Annotated in this window: 30 protein-coding genes; 9 read left to right on the forward strand and 21 right to left on the reverse strand. The window is 37.0% G+C overall.

Going from position 1 to position 21,222, the window contains the following annotated elements; translation table 11 throughout:
* Window positions 1-370: 370 nt before the first annotated feature.
* From AC3A54_RS17150 to AC3A54_RS17160, 3 genes are all read right to left on the reverse strand, one after another.
* On the reverse strand, window positions 371-628 hold the full coding sequence (locus tag AC3A54_RS17150) for a hypothetical protein (protein ID WP_335534395.1): 258 nt from the start codon (window positions 626-628) through the stop codon (window positions 371-373).
* Between the two features lie 111 nt (window positions 629-739).
* Entirely contained in the window at window positions 740-1,684 is a 945-nt protein-coding gene (locus AC3A54_RS17155; RefSeq protein WP_487655393.1) for an AEC family transporter, read from the reverse strand.
* A gap of 18 nt (window positions 1,685-1,702) precedes the next feature.
* A complete protein-coding gene (locus AC3A54_RS17160) occupies window positions 1,703-2,044 on the reverse strand; it encodes a hypothetical protein (RefSeq protein WP_487655394.1) in 342 nt (113 codons plus the stop codon).
* 291 nt (window positions 2,045-2,335) lie between these two features.
* Between AC3A54_RS17160 and AC3A54_RS17165 the strand changes: the two genes are divergently transcribed.
* Both AC3A54_RS17165 and AC3A54_RS17170 read left to right on the forward strand, forming a co-directional pair.
* Window positions 2,336-3,340 carry a DUF3231 family protein gene (locus AC3A54_RS17165; RefSeq protein WP_487655395.1) on the forward strand — a complete coding sequence of 335 codons (1,005 nt, stop codon included), beginning with the start codon at window positions 2,336-2,338 and terminating at the stop codon, window positions 3,338-3,340.
* Window positions 3,341-3,616: 276 nt separating this feature from the next.
* Entirely contained in the window at window positions 3,617-3,964 is a 348-nt protein-coding gene (locus AC3A54_RS17170) for a DUF1398 family protein (RefSeq protein ID WP_487655396.1), read from the forward strand.
* A gap of 243 nt (window positions 3,965-4,207) precedes the next feature.
* On the opposite strand, the gene AC3A54_RS17175 is transcribed toward AC3A54_RS17170, so the two are convergent.
* The 4 genes from AC3A54_RS17175 to AC3A54_RS17190 form a co-directional block, all read right to left on the reverse strand.
* A complete protein-coding gene (locus AC3A54_RS17175) occupies window positions 4,208-4,798 on the reverse strand; it encodes a substrate-binding domain-containing protein (protein WP_487655453.1) in 591 nt (196 codons plus the stop codon).
* Window positions 4,795-5,079, reverse strand: a complete 285-nt coding sequence (locus AC3A54_RS17180; RefSeq protein WP_487655397.1) for a LysR family transcriptional regulator — start codon at window positions 5,077-5,079, stop codon at window positions 4,795-4,797. The genes AC3A54_RS17175 and AC3A54_RS17180 overlap by 4 nt, the downstream gene beginning before the upstream one ends.
* A gap of 308 nt (window positions 5,080-5,387) precedes the next feature.
* Entirely contained in the window at window positions 5,388-5,567 is a 180-nt protein-coding gene (locus tag AC3A54_RS17185) for a hypothetical protein (RefSeq protein WP_335548956.1), read from the reverse strand.
* Window positions 5,564-5,692 (reverse strand): hypothetical protein, encoded by a 129-nt coding sequence (locus tag AC3A54_RS17190; protein WP_335548957.1) that lies wholly within the window; start codon window positions 5,690-5,692, stop codon window positions 5,564-5,566. Before AC3A54_RS17190 ends, AC3A54_RS17185 begins: the two co-directional genes overlap by 4 nt.
* 308 nt (window positions 5,693-6,000) lie before the next feature.
* On the opposite strand from AC3A54_RS17190, the gene AC3A54_RS17195 reads away from it, so the two are divergent.
* On the forward strand, window positions 6,001-6,327 hold the full coding sequence (locus AC3A54_RS17195) for a hypothetical protein (RefSeq protein WP_487655398.1): 327 nt from the start codon (window positions 6,001-6,003) through the stop codon (window positions 6,325-6,327).
* Window positions 6,328-6,377: 50 nt separating this feature from the next.
* On the opposite strand, the gene AC3A54_RS17200 is transcribed toward AC3A54_RS17195, so the two are convergent.
* On the reverse strand, window positions 6,378-7,334 hold the full coding sequence (locus AC3A54_RS17200; RefSeq protein ID WP_487655399.1) for a Gfo/Idh/MocA family protein: 957 nt from the start codon (window positions 7,332-7,334) through the stop codon (window positions 6,378-6,380).
* A gap of 179 nt (window positions 7,335-7,513) precedes the next feature.
* Here AC3A54_RS17200 and AC3A54_RS17205 point away from each other — a divergent pair, with 179 nt between their 5' ends.
* Window positions 7,514-7,693 (forward strand): hypothetical protein, encoded by a 180-nt coding sequence (locus AC3A54_RS17205; RefSeq protein ID WP_487655400.1) that lies wholly within the window; start codon window positions 7,514-7,516, stop codon window positions 7,691-7,693.
* An 87-nt stretch (window positions 7,694-7,780) separates the two neighbouring features.
* On the opposite strand, the gene paiA is transcribed toward AC3A54_RS17205, so the two are convergent.
* From paiA to AC3A54_RS17220, 3 genes are all read right to left on the reverse strand, one after another.
* On the reverse strand, window positions 7,781-8,305 hold the full coding sequence (paiA, locus tag AC3A54_RS17210) for a spermidine/spermine N(1)-acetyltransferase (RefSeq protein ID WP_487655401.1): 525 nt from the start codon (window positions 8,303-8,305) through the stop codon (window positions 7,781-7,783).
* A gap of 16 nt (window positions 8,306-8,321) precedes the next feature.
* Window positions 8,322-8,774: a MarR family winged helix-turn-helix transcriptional regulator gene (locus AC3A54_RS17215; RefSeq protein WP_487655402.1), complete on the reverse strand. Its 453-nt coding sequence runs from the start codon at window positions 8,772-8,774 to the stop codon at window positions 8,322-8,324.
* A gap of 1,047 nt (window positions 8,775-9,821) precedes the next feature.
* Window positions 9,822-10,928, reverse strand: a complete 1,107-nt coding sequence (locus tag AC3A54_RS17220; RefSeq protein ID WP_487655403.1) for a glycosyl hydrolase family 18 protein — start codon at window positions 10,926-10,928, stop codon at window positions 9,822-9,824.
* A 232-nt stretch (window positions 10,929-11,160) separates the two neighbouring features.
* Between AC3A54_RS17220 and AC3A54_RS17225 the strand changes: the two genes are divergently transcribed.
* Complete coding sequence (locus tag AC3A54_RS17225) at window positions 11,161-11,991, forward strand: STAS domain-containing protein (protein WP_487655404.1); 831 nt, start codon at window positions 11,161-11,163, stop codon at window positions 11,989-11,991.
* A 65-nt stretch (window positions 11,992-12,056) separates the two neighbouring features.
* Here the strand turns inward: AC3A54_RS17225 and AC3A54_RS17230 are convergent, their stop codons facing one another.
* The gene (locus AC3A54_RS17230) at window positions 12,057-12,620 is read right to left on the reverse strand and encodes a TetR/AcrR family transcriptional regulator (RefSeq protein ID WP_487655454.1); all 564 of its coding nucleotides are present in this window, start codon (window positions 12,618-12,620) and stop codon (window positions 12,057-12,059) included.
* A gap of 114 nt (window positions 12,621-12,734) precedes the next feature.
* Between AC3A54_RS17230 and AC3A54_RS17235 the strand changes: the two genes are divergently transcribed.
* Window positions 12,735-13,049, forward strand: coding sequence for a hypothetical protein (locus tag AC3A54_RS17235; protein WP_487655405.1), 315 nt, complete (start codon window positions 12,735-12,737; stop codon window positions 13,047-13,049).
* A 1,163-nt stretch (window positions 13,050-14,212) separates the two neighbouring features.
* Here AC3A54_RS17235 and AC3A54_RS17240 read toward each other — a convergent pair.
* Window positions 14,213-14,368, reverse strand: a complete 156-nt coding sequence (locus AC3A54_RS17240) for a hypothetical protein (RefSeq protein WP_487655406.1) — start codon at window positions 14,366-14,368, stop codon at window positions 14,213-14,215.
* Between the two features lie 259 nt (window positions 14,369-14,627).
* Between AC3A54_RS17240 and AC3A54_RS17245 the strand changes: the two genes are divergently transcribed.
* Window positions 14,628-14,786, forward strand: a complete 159-nt coding sequence (locus tag AC3A54_RS17245) for a hypothetical protein (RefSeq protein ID WP_487655407.1) — start codon at window positions 14,628-14,630, stop codon at window positions 14,784-14,786.
* 92 nt (window positions 14,787-14,878) lie between these two features.
* On the opposite strand, the gene AC3A54_RS17250 is transcribed toward AC3A54_RS17245, so the two are convergent.
* From AC3A54_RS17250 to AC3A54_RS17275, 6 genes are all read right to left on the reverse strand, one after another.
* The gene (locus tag AC3A54_RS17250) at window positions 14,879-15,649 is read right to left on the reverse strand and encodes a TerC family protein (protein ID WP_487655408.1); all 771 of its coding nucleotides are present in this window, start codon (window positions 15,647-15,649) and stop codon (window positions 14,879-14,881) included.
* Between the two features lie 95 nt (window positions 15,650-15,744).
* Window positions 15,745-16,179 carry a hypothetical protein gene (locus AC3A54_RS17255; RefSeq protein WP_487655409.1) on the reverse strand — a complete coding sequence of 145 codons (435 nt, stop codon included), beginning with the start codon at window positions 16,177-16,179 and terminating at the stop codon, window positions 15,745-15,747.
* 25 nt (window positions 16,180-16,204) lie between these two features.
* On the reverse strand, window positions 16,205-16,390 hold the full coding sequence (locus AC3A54_RS17260; protein WP_487655410.1) for a DUF4177 domain-containing protein: 186 nt from the start codon (window positions 16,388-16,390) through the stop codon (window positions 16,205-16,207).
* Window positions 16,391-16,629: 239 nt separating this feature from the next.
* Window positions 16,630-17,070 carry a cell wall hydrolase gene (locus tag AC3A54_RS17265; RefSeq protein WP_335548549.1) on the reverse strand — a complete coding sequence of 147 codons (441 nt, stop codon included), beginning with the start codon at window positions 17,068-17,070 and terminating at the stop codon, window positions 16,630-16,632.
* 77 nt (window positions 17,071-17,147) lie between these two features.
* Window positions 17,148-17,963, reverse strand: a complete 816-nt coding sequence (locus AC3A54_RS17270) for a putative protein N(5)-glutamine methyltransferase (RefSeq protein ID WP_487655455.1) — start codon at window positions 17,961-17,963, stop codon at window positions 17,148-17,150.
* 50 nt (window positions 17,964-18,013) lie between these two features.
* Complete coding sequence (locus AC3A54_RS17275) at window positions 18,014-18,841, reverse strand: MBL fold metallo-hydrolase (protein ID WP_487655411.1); 828 nt, start codon at window positions 18,839-18,841, stop codon at window positions 18,014-18,016.
* Window positions 18,842-19,076: 235 nt separating this feature from the next.
* On the opposite strand from AC3A54_RS17275, the gene AC3A54_RS17280 reads away from it, so the two are divergent.
* Together AC3A54_RS17280 and AC3A54_RS17285 are read left to right on the forward strand one after the other, a co-directional pair.
* Window positions 19,077-19,508: a DUF3231 family protein gene (locus tag AC3A54_RS17280; protein ID WP_487655412.1), complete on the forward strand. Its 432-nt coding sequence runs from the start codon at window positions 19,077-19,079 to the stop codon at window positions 19,506-19,508.
* A 99-nt stretch (window positions 19,509-19,607) separates the two neighbouring features.
* On the forward strand, window positions 19,608-20,096 hold the full coding sequence (locus AC3A54_RS17285) for a DUF3231 family protein (protein WP_487655456.1): 489 nt from the start codon (window positions 19,608-19,610) through the stop codon (window positions 20,094-20,096).
* Window positions 20,097-20,145: 49 nt separating this feature from the next.
* On the opposite strand, the gene AC3A54_RS17290 is transcribed toward AC3A54_RS17285, so the two are convergent.
* Window positions 20,146-20,523 carry a hotdog domain-containing protein gene (locus AC3A54_RS17290; RefSeq protein ID WP_487655413.1) on the reverse strand — a complete coding sequence of 126 codons (378 nt, stop codon included), beginning with the start codon at window positions 20,521-20,523 and terminating at the stop codon, window positions 20,146-20,148.
* 45 nt (window positions 20,524-20,568) lie between these two features.
* Window positions 20,569-20,862 carry an RNA polymerase alpha subunit C-terminal domain-containing protein gene (locus AC3A54_RS17295; protein ID WP_487655414.1) on the reverse strand — a complete coding sequence of 98 codons (294 nt, stop codon included), beginning with the start codon at window positions 20,860-20,862 and terminating at the stop codon, window positions 20,569-20,571.
* Window positions 20,863-21,222: the final 360 nt, after the last annotated feature.

Genomic DNA, 21,222 nt, shown 5'->3' on the forward strand with positions numbered 1-21,222 from the left:
ACGTTTGATTAAAAATGCTAGGAACTGCTTAATTTCTGTATTCCCACAGAACTATGCGCAGAAGTTTGTCGCAGGAACTAGCAGATATCCCTCGAAAATTCTCCAAAATAAGTGAGATTTCTCGGGAAATGACTTTTTTCGTTGTCATTTTCCATTATTTGATACTAATCGGACGTTTGGTTAGTATCGGGCTGAACTAGAGTAAATAAAGATTTCTTGCCGTTTACGTATTAGAAAAATGTCGAAGATTTGTTCTTAAAAAGAGAGATTTTAATATGTTGGTATGCCTATTCGGCGCAATTCGACCGACTGTTCAGCATTAGTATGAAGAAGTAAATCATGCGGATTAACAAAGTAGTAAATGATTTCCTTAAAGTTGTAAATGTCTTTTCAGTTTAGCTAATTCTCTTTCATTTTTAGCTGCCTTTTCCCAGATATGATCCTGGTCTGCTCGCATATCGGTAAGGATACGATTTGTTACTTCCTGTTCTTTTTTTACTTCTTCTACATCTTTTTTAACGTCTTTTAGTTCTTGCTTCATCACTTGAAAATCATTGCTCAAGGTACCTACAATTTTGATAAGATTTGTTAGCATGTCCTCCATACGATCAAGTTGCTTCTGCTCCATTCGTTCACACCTCCTTTTTATATAATTATACTACTCATTTTCTCCAATATCTATCAAATCTCGACTAATATCCTTATTTTTCCACCTTTATAGGGACAGTCCCCCGGCGCTTTAAAGCAGCGGGGGACTGTCCCCAAATAACAACTGAGCGGAAAAAATAACGGTTGTTACTGTCAGTATGCTGAATACCGTAGACAACAAAACGGCTTGGGCTGCGTATTCAGGATGATTTCCATATTCGAGTGCAAACAGGGAACTATTTCTTGAGGTGGGAAAAGAGCTCGCAATGAGCAATGACTGAGCTATAGTTCCGTCCAGTCTTAATGTGAAAATAATGAGGATTGCAATACAGGGTGAGAGAATGAGCCGTCCAATCAGGCTTAGAACGAGCGGAAGCGAAAACCGACTTATTTTTAGGAACGCACATTGTGCACCCAGTGTAACAAGCGCGATCGCTAAAAATGCGTTTGACGTATTTTTAATAGGGGTCCATAGGTAGGCTGGAATTCTTACTGAAACTACCTGAAAAAACCCCCCTAATAAAAACGCGTAGATAACAGGATTTTTAAAAAATTCTCTTAACGCTTGGATTTTGGCTTTATCAACAGACACAGAATTAAACAATCCATATGTATACGTGATGAGATTTTGAAAAATCAAGACGACAATTTGTATCGATAAACCAAGTGGATGGTGCTGAAAAACAAACTGACTGACAGGTAATCCATAGTTTCCCGAATTAAATAGGACCACACTGTTTTTAAAGGTAGCAGACAGACTGCTATCAAATTTCGCCATTTTCGATACTCCCGTGCTTACGATCATTAAACAAAGGCTTTGTATGACAAGGAAACTAAGAATCTGCAGGAGCGTATCTCCACTTATTTTACTCTGATAGACATTGGTAAAACATACAGCAGGCATGAGTAAATAGGTATTTAATTTAGATAAGGTGTTCATGTCTAATTGAAATTGCCGGTGAAGAAAGGCTCCAACTCCAATAAGAGCAAATATGGGTAGTATCACATTCAAGGTAATATGAAATAAAACGCTCATTCACGACTCCTCTCCTTTTTAAATGATTATGTTAGCAGGTTGATCCTTCCAATTAGGTTCAAAGATTTGTATAAAGATACGATAGTCATTGTTATATTTTATCGTTAAGGCTACATCATACGGCCCGCAGGTGTGGTTGAAGATTTGTTGGATGCCGCTATTCGGTAAGCAAAAGTATTTTCCGGTTTTCGGTTCGCTAACGGTTATTCTTCCTGCTTGAATATGAATGTTTGCCCTTTTAATGTAGCTCATGAAACGAAACCCAACGGTTCCTTCGATTTCATCCTTGATGATGGCATCGAAATCTTTCCCTTCGTGCTCCATTAAAAAGGTTTCCAGTTTCTTTGAATTGGCCTCCATTGACGGTCCCTCCTCTACCATTTCATTTTAAAAGCATTATTCAAACAGTGGAAATACGAATAAATTATCGACCGTCATTCAAAAAAGGAATGACAACATTTCCCGATTGGCAAAATAAAAGAATTCCCATAGAAGGATAGTTTCTAACATGTTCTCTAATTTGTGGACAATTTTTAAAATACCACCCATTTCGGTACCGTTCGATACTTTTTGCTATCCGTTAAGAGACAAGAATAATATTCCAATCATTTCTGTACATACTATGAAAAAATAAAGGAGTATTGAGTAAAAATGGAGCATAACCCGAAACTTGTTTCATCAGAGGTTGCCGCATTGTGGAGTGCATATATGCAGAATTCAATGGTTTATTGCATAATTCAACATTTTGGAAGTGTAAATGAAGATGCAGATGCTACAGATATTATTCAGACCGCATTAACTAATTGTTTATATGTTGTAAATGAAGTCAAACAAATCTTTGAAAAAGAACATCATGCAATACCTATTGGATTTACACAAGAAGATGTAAATATAAAGGCGGGTCGATTATATTCCGACTTGTTTACCTTGAGATACATAAAATACATGGCAGCTGCTGGAACAGCAGCATCCGCAGCTTTACTCGAAGTATTGGCACGTAACGATATAAGAGAACTTTTTTCAAAAACATCCGAAATGTTCATGAAACTTTACAACGATGCTTGTGACTTGCTACTCAAGAAGGGTGCTTTTGTTCGTTCGCCTACCATCGCTCCGATGGAAAAAGCGGAATACCTTCAAAGTGAATCTTTTTTATCAGGTTTAATGGGTAAGCACCGTCCTTTGACTGCCATTGAACTTGCCCATATTTCGAAAAATACAGAAACAAACTCCATTGGCAGAACTTTTGTAGCTGGCTTTTCCCAAACGGCTAAATCACCTGAAGTAAGAAAATTTATGGAGAGAGGGACGGAGATAGCATCAAAGCATGAAACTGTGTTTAGACAAATTTTAATTGAAGATGGGGTGCCGATGCCAAGCACTTGGGATTCGACGATTTCACAATCCATTGATGCCCCATTTTCAGATAAATTAATGATGTTTCAAACCAGTAGCCTCACCGCCATCAGTGTAGCGGGTTATGGAGCAGCGATTGGGGCAAGCCTTAGAAAGGATTTAGGAGGACATTACACAAGACTAGTGACTGAAATACTCCAATATGCAAATGATGGCATTAAATTGATGATTGAAAACAGATGGATGGAACAACCACCACAAAATGTTGATAGGGAAGCATTAAGAAATAGAAAGGTGTAATAATCAGCGATAAGAACGAAAACAGCGATTTGCATTGGCAGGTCGCTCTTAATTTTGTTTTACACCAAAATTGCAGATTATGAATACCTTTCACTTAAACGAACGTGTGCTTAATTAAGCAAGCAATTGAGCGTTGGTCCCTACGATTATTGTCCCATTTTTACAAGAATTCGAAGTACCTCCGAGGTTAGAATAATGATGATGGGATATTTAAGAATTAACTCTAAATGGAGGCATATGTATGAATGACAAATTACAGAAAGTGAGTTTCAAGAGATGCTCCGTAGAAGAAGTACCGGCGAGATAAGCTTCCCTCAATTCTTAGAAGAATTGTCCCAAAGTGGCATAAATGAATACGAAATAGATGTTGCTGCGGGTCGAGCTACATATAAAGGAATCCATTCGGAGTTTAAAACTGATCCCCAAGTAAGCTTGGTTATCTCAGATAACTTTAATAGAAGTAAGGTACTTGAGGCAATTGCTGACATCTCTCTCCCATTTTTAGACTTCTTAAAAGAGATTGCTGAGGCTGGAATAGTAACCTATCGTGTGTACATATCTGAGAAAAAGGTTACTTATATTGGTATCGGAGAAAAAGAAATTGAAGAACAGCTTAACGTTTAAAATAATTCCAAACCTAGTAAGTAAACTAGCTTTGTGTTAGCGTAAGATTAGTAATAAAAATCTCATAGGTTAATTCATGTCAATAACCATTATAAATGGAAGAAAAAGAGCTTTTTTGTGTACAAAAGCTGATATTTCAAAAGAAATGACCTATTCACTTATGCGAATAGGTCTATGTTTTCATATGCGATTTTATACTTTTGTCCACCAAGAGAAAACCAGCTGAACCTTTGCCCAGGCTTCTTAAATCGTAGATGTAAAATCCAAATTTTTCACAAACTCTACAAATTCTTTAACTACTCTGGTTTCAAGAGATTTTTCACGATACATCATCCAGGTTCTTCTTACAATTGGCTCCCCATTTTTATCGTTTAGAATGAGGCGATGAAGATTGGGATGTTCCTGAACAAGCACGCTCGGAAGGATTCCGTATCCCAAACCGTTCAATACCATTTCTGTGCATGTATCAGCTTTATCCACTTCCATGCCTATCAAAGGCGGCTGCGCAAATTCCCCACTCCACCAATGATCGATCATCGTCTTTAGTAACGCATCTGTTTCGTATTCAATCCGCGGAAGGTAAGGCAAGTCTTGAAGCTGCATTTTTTCTACTGATACGACACAGAGATTTTCTTCAAAGAGAAGTAATTTCGAATCGGACCACTGATAGTCCCCACGGACCATTCCAATATGAACATCCCCGTTATATACAAGATGAAACGCATCCCTACTCCATCCCGTTGTCACTTTATAATTTACATTTGGGAACTGTTCACGAAAAAGCTTTAAAAGAGCTGGCAGCTTGTGCCTAGTTATGTAATTTGAAACCCCTATTCGTAAGGTCCCGCTACCCCTTCACTCATATTCGCTACGGTATCTTTAATCTGTTGAAGGCGATTCAGCATTTCATCCGCACATTGAGCTAAATATTCGCCTTCGGGCGTAAATTGAACCCCTTTCGTCCCACGTTTAACAATTTCTACTTGGTATTCTTTCTCAATTTGTTGGATTTTTTTCGTTAGGGATGGTTGGGAGATATATAAGCTTTCGGCTGTTTTCGTGATATTCTTTTTTTCGTAAAGCACCTTTAGGATAATCCATTCCTGTTCATCCATTTCTTTGCACCCCTCCTCTAGTTGAAGAAGGTATCGTTCTTCTCCTATACTATTCGTTCTTTCTAGTGAAATTCCTTTTGCTAATTTAGCTCTTAGGTCTTTTCGTTCGATCGGAATTCAGTTTCCAGTTTCTGTATAATTCCTCTATCAATATATAGAATGAACGACTACATCTTGATAAAAATAATAAAATTCCACGGAAAAGGTTAATTTAAATTAAAAAACCGGCCTTTTTAATATAAAAGGTCAGTTTCAAGTTTATAAAATGAATAGTGAACATAGGAATTTCCGTCTGACATTAAGAATTTCTAATGTTTCTCTGTTCCTTTTTTACCTTTATAGAATGCTAACGTTAAACCAATAAGGAGACAAATAAGTCCTCCAAACCCAGTCGTAATAATTGACAGTTCTTCTTTGAAAAATATCCCACTGATACTCAACAAGAGAATAATGACCCAACCTAAGACGTTTATTTTGTTAAGTTTCATTTCTCAACCTCCATTAGCTCTGGAAAGAGGCCTTGGTGAGAAAGAGTCACATCAGGTCTCTCAAAATGATTGATTTTATCCTTGAATACCAGTTCATTTATACATTCAATTGCTGACCTATTCATACCTGACTCCTCCCCCTTTCCCCAACCCTTTTAAAACCAAATATGTATATTTCCTCCTTTGAGTATATACGTATCAAACTCCAAAATGTTCCATTTTTTAGACCTACTTTCAATTTGTAAAAAAATAAAGGTGCCGCAGCACCTGTAGATGTTTTGTTATTTCTAGTTTTAAGTAGGTTTTTCATTCTTCTTTTTCGTTCTTCTTTTACCCAATTCGATACATGAAGTATTGCCCTAATCTGCAACTATTTAATTTATACACTATAATAAAAACAGGAATTTAATTACAACAAGAGGTGGATGGTAATATGGGCAATGTACAAAATACTTTTGGATTAAATAAATTCAAAACGATGAAGGAAACATCAAAAGCTGTGGAATTTAGAAATATTGAAACCGATGAAGTAATTTACTTACTTCCAAATAAAGAGATTACGATTGTTTTAGATCCAAAAACAGTTGAAAAAAATATAGAACTAGAAGAAAAATCTACAGGGTTCAATCACAATACTGCTTTTCTAGAATTCCCCAAGAGAGAACACACTGGCAATGGACCCATTCGCTATGGATATGCTTATAAATTTCAAACAGATGATGAATTAGACATTTTTTTACGTGCGGTAAATAATTTATAAATAGTTAGGGACAGTCCCCTGGCGCTTTAAAGCGGCGGGGGACTGTCCCCTCACCTATTTCCTAGCAGATTTTCAAGGATTCTTTGTATTTCCGCCCCTTCACGAAAGGAGACAATAGAGGCGTCTTCATTATTTAGCTTTTTAACTATCTCATCAATAAAGATTTTTAGATGATTACTTTCCGATAATTGAATGGTTTCAGGTGATGATGTACTAGTTTTTATAGATAATGAACGCCAGTTTTCAAGGGCCATCACACCCTTATCCCCCATTATGGTAAAGGCGATCTCTTCCTTTTGACCGATTCCAGCTATTCCATTAAATAAGACAGGTATTTGACCATTAATCTGTCCATTAGCTATGAAACTCGTCTCGCATTTTTCCGTATCCTCCGGGAATGTTATCGATGAGTATTGAATGTCCATCTCACCAAACAGCATTTGAACCATTTGGATATAGTGGGGGAACACTTCCCGTATAAATCCACCTTGCTCCCTTGAACTGATCCAGTTATTCTGTTGCCACGGTCTTGGCCATTCTGGAAAGTAACATTGAATTTCGACCCTTTGCACATCCCCAATATACCCATTGGATAGATATTCTCTTAATGTGGAGAAGCATTGTCTGTAGATGGTTGGAAAATTCATCACATGAATAATATTTCTCTCTTTCGCTAATAAAAAAAGCTCCTCCGCTTCTTCCAAGGAATTGGCCAATGGTTTCTCACAAATAACATGTTTATTTCTTTTGATTACCTCTACGGCTATGGAGTGGTGATACTTCGGCGGGACGGCGATATAGACAAAATTGATTCTTTCATCTTCAATAAGATCAATATAATGCTCAAACATAGGAACATTATATTTCTCACTTATTTCATTCAATCTGGATGGGGTTGTATCATAAAAACCGATCACATCAGTTCTCGGATGATGTAAAAACTCCCTTAGAAGAATTTCCCCTACTCCGCCTACACCTATGACTCCTACTCGAATATCTTTTTGCATTTCTACTTCCCCTCACATTCTAGAAACTTTGTTTAATCACATTCTCACATATTTGATTCGTGATAAAAATCGAAAAGTCCATTAATTAATTTCAAGTTTTCTTTTTTAAAAGGATGGTGGTCCACGACGTTACTCAGAATATCTTATTGTTTTTTACATAACATAAGGACATTTAGGAGGTGAATAAATTGTCTAACCAAGAAAGAAATAACAAAAATGTTTCAGAGAACATTAAAAATGGAGCAGGAGCCGTGTTTCATTCGATCCATAAAGGACTAGAAGCCACGGAGAATGCTGCAATGAATGCTGTTGACGCAACTGCAAACGCAGTTGTCAACTTAACAGACAACGATAGATAGTACCGCAAACCATAAGACGCCAGTATTTGGCGTTTTTATTTTTCTACAATCTCACCCACCCACATTTTGATTATACGTTTTACTCGTCTATCTTAGTTCGAGTGTTTTAGTCATGATAAAGTCCGTTTGTTCTTCATCACCCATATAAAAAGAATGGGCTCCAGTTTGAACGAACCCCATCTTTTTGTAAAAATGAATCGCGTTCTCGTTCTTTTCCCAAACACCCAGCCACATTTTCTCTTTATTCTGTTCTAGCGCTATCTCTATAGCTCTATTTAGCAGATATCTACCAAGTCCGTGTTTTTGAATTTGGCTCTTTATGTAAATCCTCTCGATTTCAAGTGATTCATCACCCATTTCTTCAGACTGCGCATCATTGGTATTGACCTTTAAATATCCAGCAACTTCATTATTAAAATAAACAAAAAAGAAGTGCGAAGAATGATTGGATAATTCTTTTTCTAATTGTTTTAAGTTAAATGCCTTCTCCAAGTAGACTTTCATATTTTCGGGTGAATTTTGATGCTTAAATGTGTCATTAAATGTTTCATAACTAATTTTTTGAAGTGTGTGTAAATCTTCAAGCGTGCAACTTTTTATAGTTATTGTCATTTTATATGCCGCTCCTTTAGTAATTTCTTTTGTTTCCTTTTTTCACATATTCCCAGTCAATTTCAATATTTTTTCTAACTCGTTGAAGAAGATTGAAAATGGTTTCTACTTCTCTTTCGGAAAATCCCTCTAATGCAACGGTATTGGAATAGTCATTTTCTCTTTTTATAAAAGGATAAACATTTTTCCCTTTCTCTGTTGGAAAAAGTCTTTTAATTTTTTTGTTATGTTGATCTTCTTTCTTTTCAATAAAGCCATTCATTTCAAGTTTTTTTATCGCACGCGCTGCTGTTGTTCGATCTACTTTTATCATTTCAGCTAACTTTTCCTGTATGATTCCTGGGTTTTCACATATTCGCACAAGGTACAAATACTGCCCTTTTGTAAGGTCATATTCTTTAAATTCAATATTACTTATAGAATCTAATGCCCTTGCGATCATTCCAATTTCGCGAAGAATTTCTTTCATAAGTAACTCCTAAGTGTATATTTTGTTGCAAATGCAATAAAAACTTCATAGATTAAATTTAACTTAACTTTGTTGCATTTGCAACAAAAATAACGGATAAAAACAGGGTCAGTCCCCCACTGCTTTACAGCAGCGGGCAACTGACCCAATTAAAATAGTGACATTATGGATAGGTATATACATAGAACCGAGAAAGCATAAAAAAGGATAGCTGTTTTTAAATTCCTTCTAAATTTGATACCGTACGCACAAAAGAAGATAGCCGCTGCTAATTTGGAGACACTTTGATAAAAAGGCATATCTGCAAAAAATGAACTGCTTAAAATGATTGAGATAAGTAATGTTGTGGCAATAAGTATTTTAAACCACAAAGGCTCATATAGAAATTGTTTAAAAAAGAATTTCATTCGCTGCACGACTGTATAACTCCCTTCATGAAACGTGTATTCCTTCTAAACATATGGTGTAAGCCTCAAACTATTAACTTATTTTACCATAAATAATAAACGATTTATGAAAATAACAGCTGAGCAGCAAAATAACGGTTATTCTTCTTTCTAATGCAGTCAGTTGGTTTGGAAGTTAGTTTCCATTTTTTGTAGAATTCCCTCACGAATTTGTAGAATAAATTGAAATTTTGTAGAATTAGTCCTTAACTTTGTAGAATAACTTTGGCATTCTATCTTTTTGAGGTGAAGTTGGAAATTAATTTCCAAACTTTGTAGAATCTATCCCCGATTTTGTAGAATTAATTAAAATTTTGTAGAATTCCTCTTCTTTTTAGTAGAATTTCTCTTTCCATATATAGAATCCCTACAAAACCTTACTCAAAAATATAAAATTCCACGAATCCGGCTACTTTCAATTAAAAAAATCGACCTTTCTTATATAAAAGGCCGATTTCAAGCTTAAAAATGCTTTTCAACTGTCTGAAGGTGTGTTTAAAAGTAACTTCTGTAATGATAAATCGTCGCTGCCAATGTAATCACGGTATCATCCTGCCTGTTCTTTCCCACCCATACGTTCAGAAATGGGTGAACCAATCCATCACTTTTTAACTTTTATTTTCCTGGGTATAGTCGTCCAGTACTTTGGGTCTTCTAACCCGAGCCGCCAAATCCCGATTCCCCGTAAGTTATATTTTTCTACAAGGTCTAGCTTAAAGCGCAGACTATAGCTATTCTCAAACCAGGCCTGGTGGTTATGATTTTTTTCATCAACATAACTGAAATGAGGTGTTTGCGAACGGGAGTCCCATCTAACTTTCGCTTTATATTTTGTTTTCTGATCCATTAACTGTGGATAGGAGCTATACGAGGCTTTGTTTGTTGTTGTATCCCAGTCCCATCCATAACCAGCGATACCGAGTAAAATTTTTGCTGATGGTACGCCATGTTTCAACGCATAACGAATCGTTGCTTCTGTCCAATTGACTGATGCCGATGCCCCTGGTTTTGTTCTTGGGTTGTGCTCATCATATGTCATGATCATTAACCCATCAGAATATTGACCAAGCTTTTTATAATCAAACCACGGTGACCAGGGATTAGCCCGGGAATCACCTGTGTTTGCCGGGACTGAAACCGTCACTACTTTTCCATCACGATGAAGTGCATCAGACAAGTTTTTTATCATCAGACTAAAGGAATCCCGGTCAGTCAAATGTAAGTTTTCCATGTCAATATTAATACCGTCATATTTAAACTGATTCATTTCATTTCGTAGGTTCTGAATGAAAGCATTGCGGTTTGCATCGTTATCAAGGACATTACTCGCTACCTGCTTGCCCTTCTCCACGGTTTCATAAAAGAGATTATGTACAACCATATATACCTTCAAGTGTTTTTTATGAGCACTCTGAATAACCTGCCTCTTATGATCAGCTGTAACGGAAGCTACAAGACTGCCCGGACGTTTATCATCAAGCTTATACCAAAAGGGTGCAATAATGCTCAAATTGGCGAATTGCGAGTTCACTGTAGGTTGCGACCCTGGATACGTTCCTTCCTGTTCTGTGTAAAAACCTAAAACTTCACGGGGCATTTTTTTCTTATGATGTTCCTCTTCTCTTTGCACCTGATTACAGGATGACAGTAGTAATAATGCCATGCTTAAAGAAAGGATGGTGAATGACCGATAACATTTTTTCGCCATAGTACACCTACTTCTAATATGTATAGTTCTTAAGTTGGTAAGAAAAGGTGTAACTTATTCACGAAATGAAAGGGTTCAAAAAACGGGGACAGTCCCCCGCTGCTGTAAAGCTGTAAAGTGACAGGGGACTGTCCCCAAACCCACAAAGTTGCGAGGATATATGTAAATATTGTTAAATAGAAATAGTTACTTTTAATAGACTGTGAATTTTATAATTATTGGAGTGAAGAGTATGCACAGAAGTGGGAAGCTACACTCATTTTTATTAAGCAAAGCCCGACAATTGACAGAGGATTGGTATAACTCTTTAGATAAAAGTGATCCAAAGGGTGTATATTCCTCAAATGATCCAAAGGTGATTGAGAACTTAAAAAAACAAAACTATGAGTTCCATTTACATGCATGTGAAATTTTTATCCTGAAGGAATGTGAATTCTTTACCAAATTCCAAACGTGGATAGAGGAAGTGGCACGTGATACCGAACATCAAAGAACGCCAATTCATTTTATTATTAGAGAATTTATGAGAACACGTGAACAGTATCTGGATTTCTTAGATGAATATGTTTCACTACACAAAGAAGAAGTAACACCACAAGAAGTAAAATTGTGGAATAGATTGATCACCAAGACGTTTGATACAGTGATGCTGCGCTTTGCAGAAGAAACACACAATGCCTCCACTTTCCAGCTTGTCGCACAACAAGAACTGATTAATGAATTAAGCTCACCGGTGATTACCTTATCAAAAGACTCTGCCTTACTTCCATTAGTTGGGGACATCGATACAGCTAGAGCGAAACGAATACTTGAGTATACACTTGAACAATGCGCAGAAAAAAATGTGAACCAACTATTTATCGATTTATCTGGAGTCATCATGATTGATACCATGGTCGCTCATCAAATCTTTTTATTAATCGATGCCCTAAACCTAATTGGCGTGGAAACAACACTCTCAGGATTGCGCCCTGAAATTGCACAAACAGCCGTACAACTTGGACTCAACTTTAACAAAGTCACCATCAAATCAAATCTATCAAAAGCACTTTCGCTGGATTAAAAAATGGGGACAGTCCCCCACCGCTGTAAAGCAGCGGGGGACTGTCCCCGTTTTTTGTTCTGAATTTAAAGATTTCTGTCTAACAAGATCCCTACTTGTTCTGCCACGACTTGTGTCTGTTCGGATAATCCATTGGTGATCCACGATTCTACTATTTCTACGACGGCAGCTCCAAAAAATTTAAGAAGTAACTCCTTATTTAGACCCTTATTGATTCCTTTGGTTACATCTACATCCCCCTCTAACTCCTCGATTACAAATTCAAGGAAGTGACTTCGAAAAGCAGGGGCTCCTTTACTTGCTAACATAGTTGAAAGGAAGGAAGAATTACGCTCAAAGTATTCAAACCAAATCAGATTCCCCTCAACAAAACTCAAATCAGCTACCGATTCGCACAATTTCCTTAGTTCGTTAATATGTTCTTCGATGAGCTTATCCAATAGATCATATTTATACAAATAATGATCATAAATGGTTCGTCGACCGACATTTGCCCTGTCGGATATATCTTGTATGGTAATTTGATCTAAATTTTTTTCATTTACAACTTCGATTTCGCTACCTTTTATTAAAATGTAATAAGTATCGACCGCTGGATACAGATATGTTCTTTCAAACCCTTGTTGAATCCCCGCCTGTCACTTATTTTACTAATTCCGATTGCGCTTTGTGACAGGCGACCTTGTACTTTCGTATAATGAACATGGATGGAATTCGATCATAAATAAGATGGTGAAGCTGGTATGAGAATAGAATTATCAAAGAAACAAATTGAGGAAATACAACGAATAATTCAAAAAAAATTTATGATAAAAGGAATAGAACCAACAGATGAATATCTATTTATCCACTGTTTTTCTAAATTACAAAAAGAAACCGTCTATTATCATTTGTTAAGAGAAAATGATACGTTGATAATCCGCTGCTATGCACGCGTGTTTGACAACCTAAGTCTAAGCGTGATGGTCAGAAGCGCAGCAAAAAATGTATTTGAATATCTGGTAACCCAAACTGGATTACAAAACACAATCTATATAGAAAACGGGAAAGAGATTTAAGTTTCATCGGCTTTAAAGTTGGAAGTTTATTTCCAACTTTTGTAGAATTCCCTCTCGAATTTGTAGAATAAATTGAAACTCTGTAGAATTAGTCTTTAACTTTGAAGAATAACTCTGGCAATCTATTCTTTTGAGGTAATATTGGAAGTTAACTTCCAATATTTGTAGAATCCATTCCTGATTTTGTAGAATTAATTAAAATTTTGTAGAATTCCTCTTCTTTTTTGTAGAATTCCTCCATCAATATATAGAATTTTCCACGAAATCTTACTCAAAATTATAAAACTCCATGAAACTAGCTAATCAATCCCTTCTTTTATTAATAGAGGGGTATAAAAATCGAGTGTATATACGAATCAAATCCCAAAACGTTCCATTTTGAAACTGACTTCTTATTCAACTTACTTGCTCCTTCTCCGACCAAACTTCCTATTAATAGAATAAACAAAACTCGCCACTATTCCCTATGTGCTATACTATTCAAACGATTGGTTAAAAATGCTAGAAACCTCTATATTACAGCTTTCCATCCCGAATCATTCTCCAAAATTTGTCGTAGGATCTAGCTGGTTCCCCCTACTATTCTACAAAATATGTGAAATTTCTTGGGAAATGACATGTTCCATAGTTCTTTCCCTTGATTCGATACTAATCAGACGTTTAATTAGTATCTCGCTAAACCATGGCAATTAAAGGATTTTAGCCGTAAGATGCCAAAAAGATTGTCGAAGAATGAAAAAGTTCAAAAAAACGGTGACAGTCCCCCACTTAATGAATTTGACATTTTCTTCTTGTACAAATTGGCGTAAAACTTAAAAAACGTTTACATAAAATTCATCAGAGCTTAAAAAATTGCTTTTATAATGTAGTTAGTAAGCCATAACTTATCCTAATCAAAAGAAGGAGACATTTTTTTGCAGTGGTTAGATAGTATTTTACTTATGTGGGTAAATAGAATTTTACTTATTGGTACCGTTATTTCGTTTGTCTTATCGGTCGTTATATTTAAAAAGTCATCTGACCGTGATTTACCTTTTATTTCTTTTCTTATAGGTATAGGCTGTATCAGCTCTTTTTTTATAGTTAATTACATAACAAGATGAATAAAGCATTAGAATACTTCGTGATTGCGTGTGAATAAGGAAAACTCGCCAACCTCCAAGTCATTGGCGGTTTTTTTGCGTTTCAATCACTACATTGAAGAATTTCAGACGTCTCTTTATCGAAAATTCATTTATTACAAGGAATCTATACACTTCCAAATAGTAGTGATTATAGACATTTTCAATCTTTTCCTCCAATTTTTCATGATCAAACAAATCGTTCCCCCCTCTTTTTGGTTTTCATATATAAATCGTTTGAGTCTATGAAAAGGTTACAAGTTTCTGAATTTCCACCTATATAAATAGACCATCAATGAGACGGTCTAAAAGATTCCATAGTACAAGTTCTTGAATGAAAGTCATTTTACCTCTAATTTTTTTCTAGTCATCTCATAGCTGCAGCGACGCCATGGGATATCCTAAGTGTTTTTTGTAAATAGTAAGATAGTAAAACAATCACGTAAGGAGGGATTGTATGCAACAAAATCAACAACCTAAAGAGAATGTGGGTTCAATTATGCAACCGGCATTTGCCGGAACGGATGCACAAAAGGTAAAAGGAGAAATTCAGCAAGATGTTAGCCAAGGTCAAGGGGCAATGACTTCCCGAGAGGCAGGATCCATGCGCGATTAAAAAACCACTCTGAGTGGTTTTTTTTTAAAACAAGTTTTCTTGTATCCGAAAAAGCGATCCTTCGTTAATTGAAGCATCGCACCGTTAATGTTTTAGGATTTAGCTTTGATATGGCTTTTACTTGGTGCAAACCAACCAATTAGAGCGACAGCAACTAATACTCCATAAAATATTAGTGTCCAAGTGGTACCGTGGGGGAAATGATGATCTAAGACACCAATATCCTCATGGGCAAGTGTAATTACTGCAAGTTTGACACCAACCCAGGCTACAATGGCATATGCTGTTGTTTCCAAAGCTGGGCGTTTTTCTAGAAGTTGCACAAACCAGGTTGCTGCAAACTTAATCAAGACAAGGCCAGCAATCCCTCCAAGAAGAACAACAATGAACTGTCCTCCATCCATACCCCCGAAATTGCCAAGCGGTGAATCTGTAAGTCCAAGGGCCAGAGCAACCGCAGCTAGAATCGAATCAATTGCAAAAGCGAGGTCAGCTAATGCAATCTTCCCTACTGTGGGCCAAAAACCTTTACCTACTGATTCCTTTTCATCGTCCTTATGAATATTCTCATTTTCTTTTCCGAACTGCGCCTTAATGACATGCTTTAATCCTAGGTATAGAAGATAAGCTGCTCCTATCGCCTGGATTTGCCAGACGTTTGCAATAAAAGAAATGAGAAAAAGTGCAGCAAATCGGAAACCAAATGCCATAACGATTCCATAATTTATAGCTCTTTTTTTCTGATCTGCGGGTAAATGTTTGGCTATCACAGCTAGTACAAGAGCGTTGTCAGCCGATAACAATCCTTCTAATCCGATTAGAATTAACAAGGTCCATGCATATTCAAGCCATAGTGAATCCATCCACTTCTCACCTTTCAAAAACAAAAATGTCATGCAAAAATTTTGTTAACAATAGAATTCCCCATTGGGCTACAGGTAAACCTACTGATTATAGGCTATTTACTTGTTAAGATTAACTTTCGTGTTTTGACATCATATATTTTATAACTGATTTCAACCATATGGTCTTTTGTAACTGTCACCTTACAATAATAAGGAATTGCCTTTCCATAAGCATCAAGTTCAGGAATATCTCTGAAGCTAAATATTTCATCTGTATCAAGCATTTCAAAGTCCGCTTCAGAGGAACGACTTGATGAATCTATTTCGATAACACATTTTCCACTGACGACATCATATTCCTTTAGCACAACATATTTAAGGCTTGGGAGAGTAACCGCTAAAAGTAAAACACCAACTAAAAAGCTTCCAAGACTTTTACTTACATTTAAAAATGAATAGTCTCTATCACTATACATAACAATAAAGGCAAATACGGCCCCTATTACAAAAAAGGCCCCAAGTAAGAGCATTAAATAATAAAACAACATATTTTCACTTCCTATAATGATATAACTAGTCTCGAATAAGCCTTTCAAATATGATTTCATAGGACATAGGTTTCCCGTGTCCATTATATTCCAATGGCAAGACCTGTACTAATTTCCAACCCTCTGATGCATAAGCATTAATGGTTTCTCTATGTTTTGGAGAAGAAAAAATGCCCCCCAGAGAAGTTTCTACAAACTTATATTCATACATACACTTCCACCTCCAAGTCACATATCTTTAATACGTTTTACCCTAAGAAATGTTTCAACTTCATATAATACTAAACTGCATGTTAGCTTATTAAAAAAAGCCCCCCAAATGGCAGCCCGATCTTCAACACAAGCATCCGCTATCTTAGATACAATAGTTCACAATCTGGGTTCATGGTTATAAAAGTTTTTTTGAGTACCTATTCTAAATATGTAAAAAAGCTTACTCAAAGAGTAAGCTTAACCCCTATAAACACTATCACAAGTTCCAGGTTTTGGTTCATAATAACAATGATTTTTGAATTGACCAGATTGAGGTTGACCATACCATGTTGGCGGGCATGGAGCATATGGATTAAAGTACCACAGCGCATATTTCCCTGGGTGTTGTCTCCAATAGTCCAAATTCTGTTTGGCTAATCTTCTTTCAGCAGTTCTCGCTCTTTGATAAAATACATTCCCTTTTTGAACTGCTTCAAAGGAAAAATTTCCACCTTGTACTTGAAAAATAACTTGTTTAATTGATCTTAAACCTTTAAAGTCTATACAATTTGCTACAAGTCGATTCACGATTACATTTCCAACATATAACATTCCCTGTTTCCCTTCACCTTCGGCCTCTGCTCTCATCATCCTTGCCATTAAGTCAACGTCTGTACTTCGGTAATTTACTCTTGGCATTTTTCCACCCCCAAATATAGTATGAAAAAAAGCCAATATTCATGTCATTGTATTTTAGGGGACAGTCCACCTCCGCTTTAAAGCGCTGGGGGACTGTCCCCATTATTGGTTCCAATAACAACTGTACCGTCCCGCTCTGCGTCTCTAACTACTCTAGTGACCAATCCAGAATGAGCAAAAATCTCAAACGTTTGTGGTGCCTGCATTTCGCTCGTCTCGATCAGTAGATGTCCTCCTGGAGCGAGCCAATCAGGGGCTTCTTTTACCACTCTTCTTAAAATGTTAAGGCCATCCTCTCCGCCGTCCAGAGCCAAATTTGGTTCATAAAGACGAGCCTCCGTGGGAAGTAGCTCTATTGCTTTAGTGGGAACATAAGGTACGTTAGCAACCAGTATATTTATACGACCTTTCATCCATCGTGGTAAAGCCTTATATAAGTCACCTTCAAAAATATGACCACCGAATTTAGCTACGTTTTTTCTTGCACATCGAATGGCGATAGGGTCGACATCAGAACCATACAACATAATGTCTCCCATACCCATAGCAGCTGCCAGTGCGGCACCTATCGCCCCTGAACCACAACAAAGGTCAACAACGAGATCACCAGAACAAGCTAGGTCTTCAGCCTGTCGAACAAGAAATTCTGTACGTTGCCGAGGAACAAAAACTCCTCGTTCCACTTCAATCCGTAGACCACAGAACGGTGCCCATCCAATTACGTATTCAAGTGGTAAACCATCGACCCGCATTTCGACCTTTTTTAGGAGATCATCTAAAGATTGTGCCTCTGAAACAAGTAACTGAGTCTCATCTTCTGCATATACACACCCTGCACTACGGAGCTTGTTGACAATCGATGTTACCGTATGGTGGTCGACTAAAGTACTTATACCAATCACCCTTTTTTATTTTGGATTTGCATAAATAATTTTTAAAGACGTTATGAAATTAGCGTTCTATCTTTTTGTTTAATAATTGAATGGACAATATGGACGGAGTCCCATTCTCCCGAGGAAAAAGACATAATAGGGTATTTTTTTGGAAACAATGTATGATTAATCTCGTCTGGGTTCTTTCCTTCATCATAAAGTTTTAAAATCGTACCTTGCAGATCCAACAGATATTCCAGCTTTCTCTTTAGCGCTGTACGCCCATTGCTAAGATATCCTGCGTGATTGCAAAACACATCATCAAACTCATAGGTTAATACTTTTTTTAATGATTCGATAAGCACAGGCACATTTTCCTCACGAAGAACAACCTTCGTCTTTTCCCGACAATAGAGGTCTCCAGTAAAAAGTTGACCTGTGTCTTCATTTAAAAATGCAAGATGATCAATTGAATGCCCTGGTGTTTTGATTACCCGCCATGTTGCCTGTTGTGAATGAAAGGTTTCACCAATTGGTTTTGCGTGAAAGGGCCGACGCCTTCCCCAAAAAAGTTGACGATATAATGGATAATCAGCCTTCTTCATGCAGGGTTCAAGCATGAGGTTATCCATGAAAAGCGGAAGCTGAAGATCTTTCTGCAAGAATGAGGCACAGCCAGTATGATCTTCATGAAAGTGGGTGATCACTACTTGATCAATATCAAGCTGCTTAAAAAAGGCCTTGAAAAACCTTTCCAGTGACTTTGCTCCAGTATCAATTAAAACACCATCAACGAAAAAGCAATGAACATTTAATTTCACATTTTGGAACGATAGGGTTCCATTACCCATCTGCACCCCATTCACGTTTCTTTGCTCAAAATTCTTCCTCATGAACATGAACTCTTCTCCCAACCTATTACAAAGTTATTAAAATATATATTCATAATATTCAAATTATATCAGTCGTAAAAGTAGAAGTACACTTGTTCATAAAAAGGGGACAGTCCCCCGTTGCGCTAAAGCGCCGGGGGACTGTCCCCAAACTCTGTATGTATACTTCTTTCCTAATACCATAAAATAATCACAATATAGTAAATAAAAGATAATGGTACATAAATTGGAGGTTTTCCTTTTGGGGATTTTTAATAAAAAAACAAAGACCGATTCCTTAACGGTCTCTGAGGTATCTGCTCTTTGGCTCCAATATATGGGCGATAGCATGGCCATCTGTATGTACAAATATTTCCTTATAATTGTTGAAAATAAAGACATAAAGGAAATTGTAAAAATCTCCTTACAATTATCTGAGACCCACATCACGAAAATCAAGGAATTCCTGAAAGCTGCTCATTTCCAGGTTCCGATAGGATTTACAGAGGCGGACGTCAATCTGAATGCCCCGCGTCTGTTTTCTGATCAATTTATCCTTTTTTACTCTTATATAATGAGCGTACACGGGTTACCTGCGTATAGCTTAGCGATTACGACCCTAGAGCGACAAGACCTTCAAAATTACTTTTTTGAATGTACGAGACAAACGAACGAGTTGTTCCAAAAAATCTAGCAACTGGCCAAAGATCAACCGAAATTTTCAAGCGTACCCTCCATTCCTTCGCCACATGGACCGGAGTTTATTGAATCAACAGGAATCATTGATAATTTAATCGGGGACAAAAGACCACTGAATAGTTCCGAAATCAGCACCCTTTTCTTTAATTCAAAGAAAACTGGATTCATCCGGTCGTTAAGTATTGCTTTTAGTCAGGTTGCAAAATCGGAAGACGTTCGAAACTTTATGATAAAAAACGTGAAATTAGCGGGGAAAGATGCGGATAGCTTTGACGCTATCTTAAAACAAGATCATCTACCTATACCCGAAAAGTGGGATGTAGAGATTACAGATTCAACGATAAGTCCATTTTCGGATAAGTTGATGATGTTTCACGCAGCGTTTTTAGTCAATGCAGCTCTCTCCTATTATGGAGCAGCATTGGGTTCCAGCTTACGGTCAGATATCATGTTAAACTACTACAAAGTATTCACTCATGCCATGGAGGCCGGCACCTTCTGTTACACCATCCTCGTGAAACACGGCTGGTTAGAAAAACAACCCGAAACCATAGATAGAAAATCCCTGGCGAAGAAATCATAATGGGGACAGTCCCCCGCTGCTTTAAAGCGGTGAGGGACTGTCCCCCAATTTATAGGATTACCCCCGAAAACTCCCCTTTTAAAACGTCTTTTTCATTCTGATTTTTACATAAAAAAGACGCAATAATAGCTGTTCTATTATTCTCTTGCCGTTCGTATTTTTCAATTTTCACTTCACAAGTGATGGTATCCCCCGTAAACACAGGCCTCAAAAACTCAAAATTCATATTGCGGGCCAGTACGTTATGATCTCCACCAACTTTTGTCGGTAATGTCGCAGTCAACAATCCTTGCACGACAAGCCTTCCCTGTTCATCTGGAGTTATATGATGAATCCCTTCATCACCTGATACCTCCGTAAACAACTCCACATCCCTTACCTTAAACGTCCGCTCAAACGTAATGATATCTCCTACTTTTAATGGCACATACATCTCTCCCTGATGGTATGGTGATAAAGATTAACCCAAAGATCAGTCTTTAAAAGATAATCCTATTTTCTTCAAAGCAGCCCTAAGTTTGGGCAACGAAGCTGGTCCCATACCATGAAACTGCAAAATTTCCTTTTCACTATAGGTTGATAGCTTCTCTAAAGTAGTCACCTCATTGTTTTCCAAGGCCCGTCTAGCCGGTGCTGATAGCAATGCAAGAAACCCACTTTCAGGTTTACGCTCCTTCTCACAAATCGGACAGGTTGGACAATCACTACTCTTATAATAGGTATGTCCTTTGCTGCAAACCTTTTGATTCTTATTCGGATTGGTCATAGTAAGATGGCTCCTTAACTTTGACATTTGCTAATTGATAACTCTAGCACTGGGCTAACCAAAGTTGAACCCTAACCTTATTTAGGATTCAACTTTAGATTTACATTTCCTTCTAAAAATTATTACGTTTTACCACTTATTCAAACTAACTTATCCTTTATTCTCTACACATACTAGACAAAATCCCTAACCATTCCCTATGTGCTATACTATTCAAACGGTTAATTAAAAACGCTAGAAACCCATATATTACCGCTTTCCTCCCGGAACATAGCTAAAAACTTTGTCGTTTAATCTAGCAAACCACCCCTACAACTCTCCAAAATAAGTTAAATTTCTTGGGAAATGACATTATTCGAT

It is taken from the genome of Neobacillus sp. Soil_C_43 (assembly GCF_057656715.1).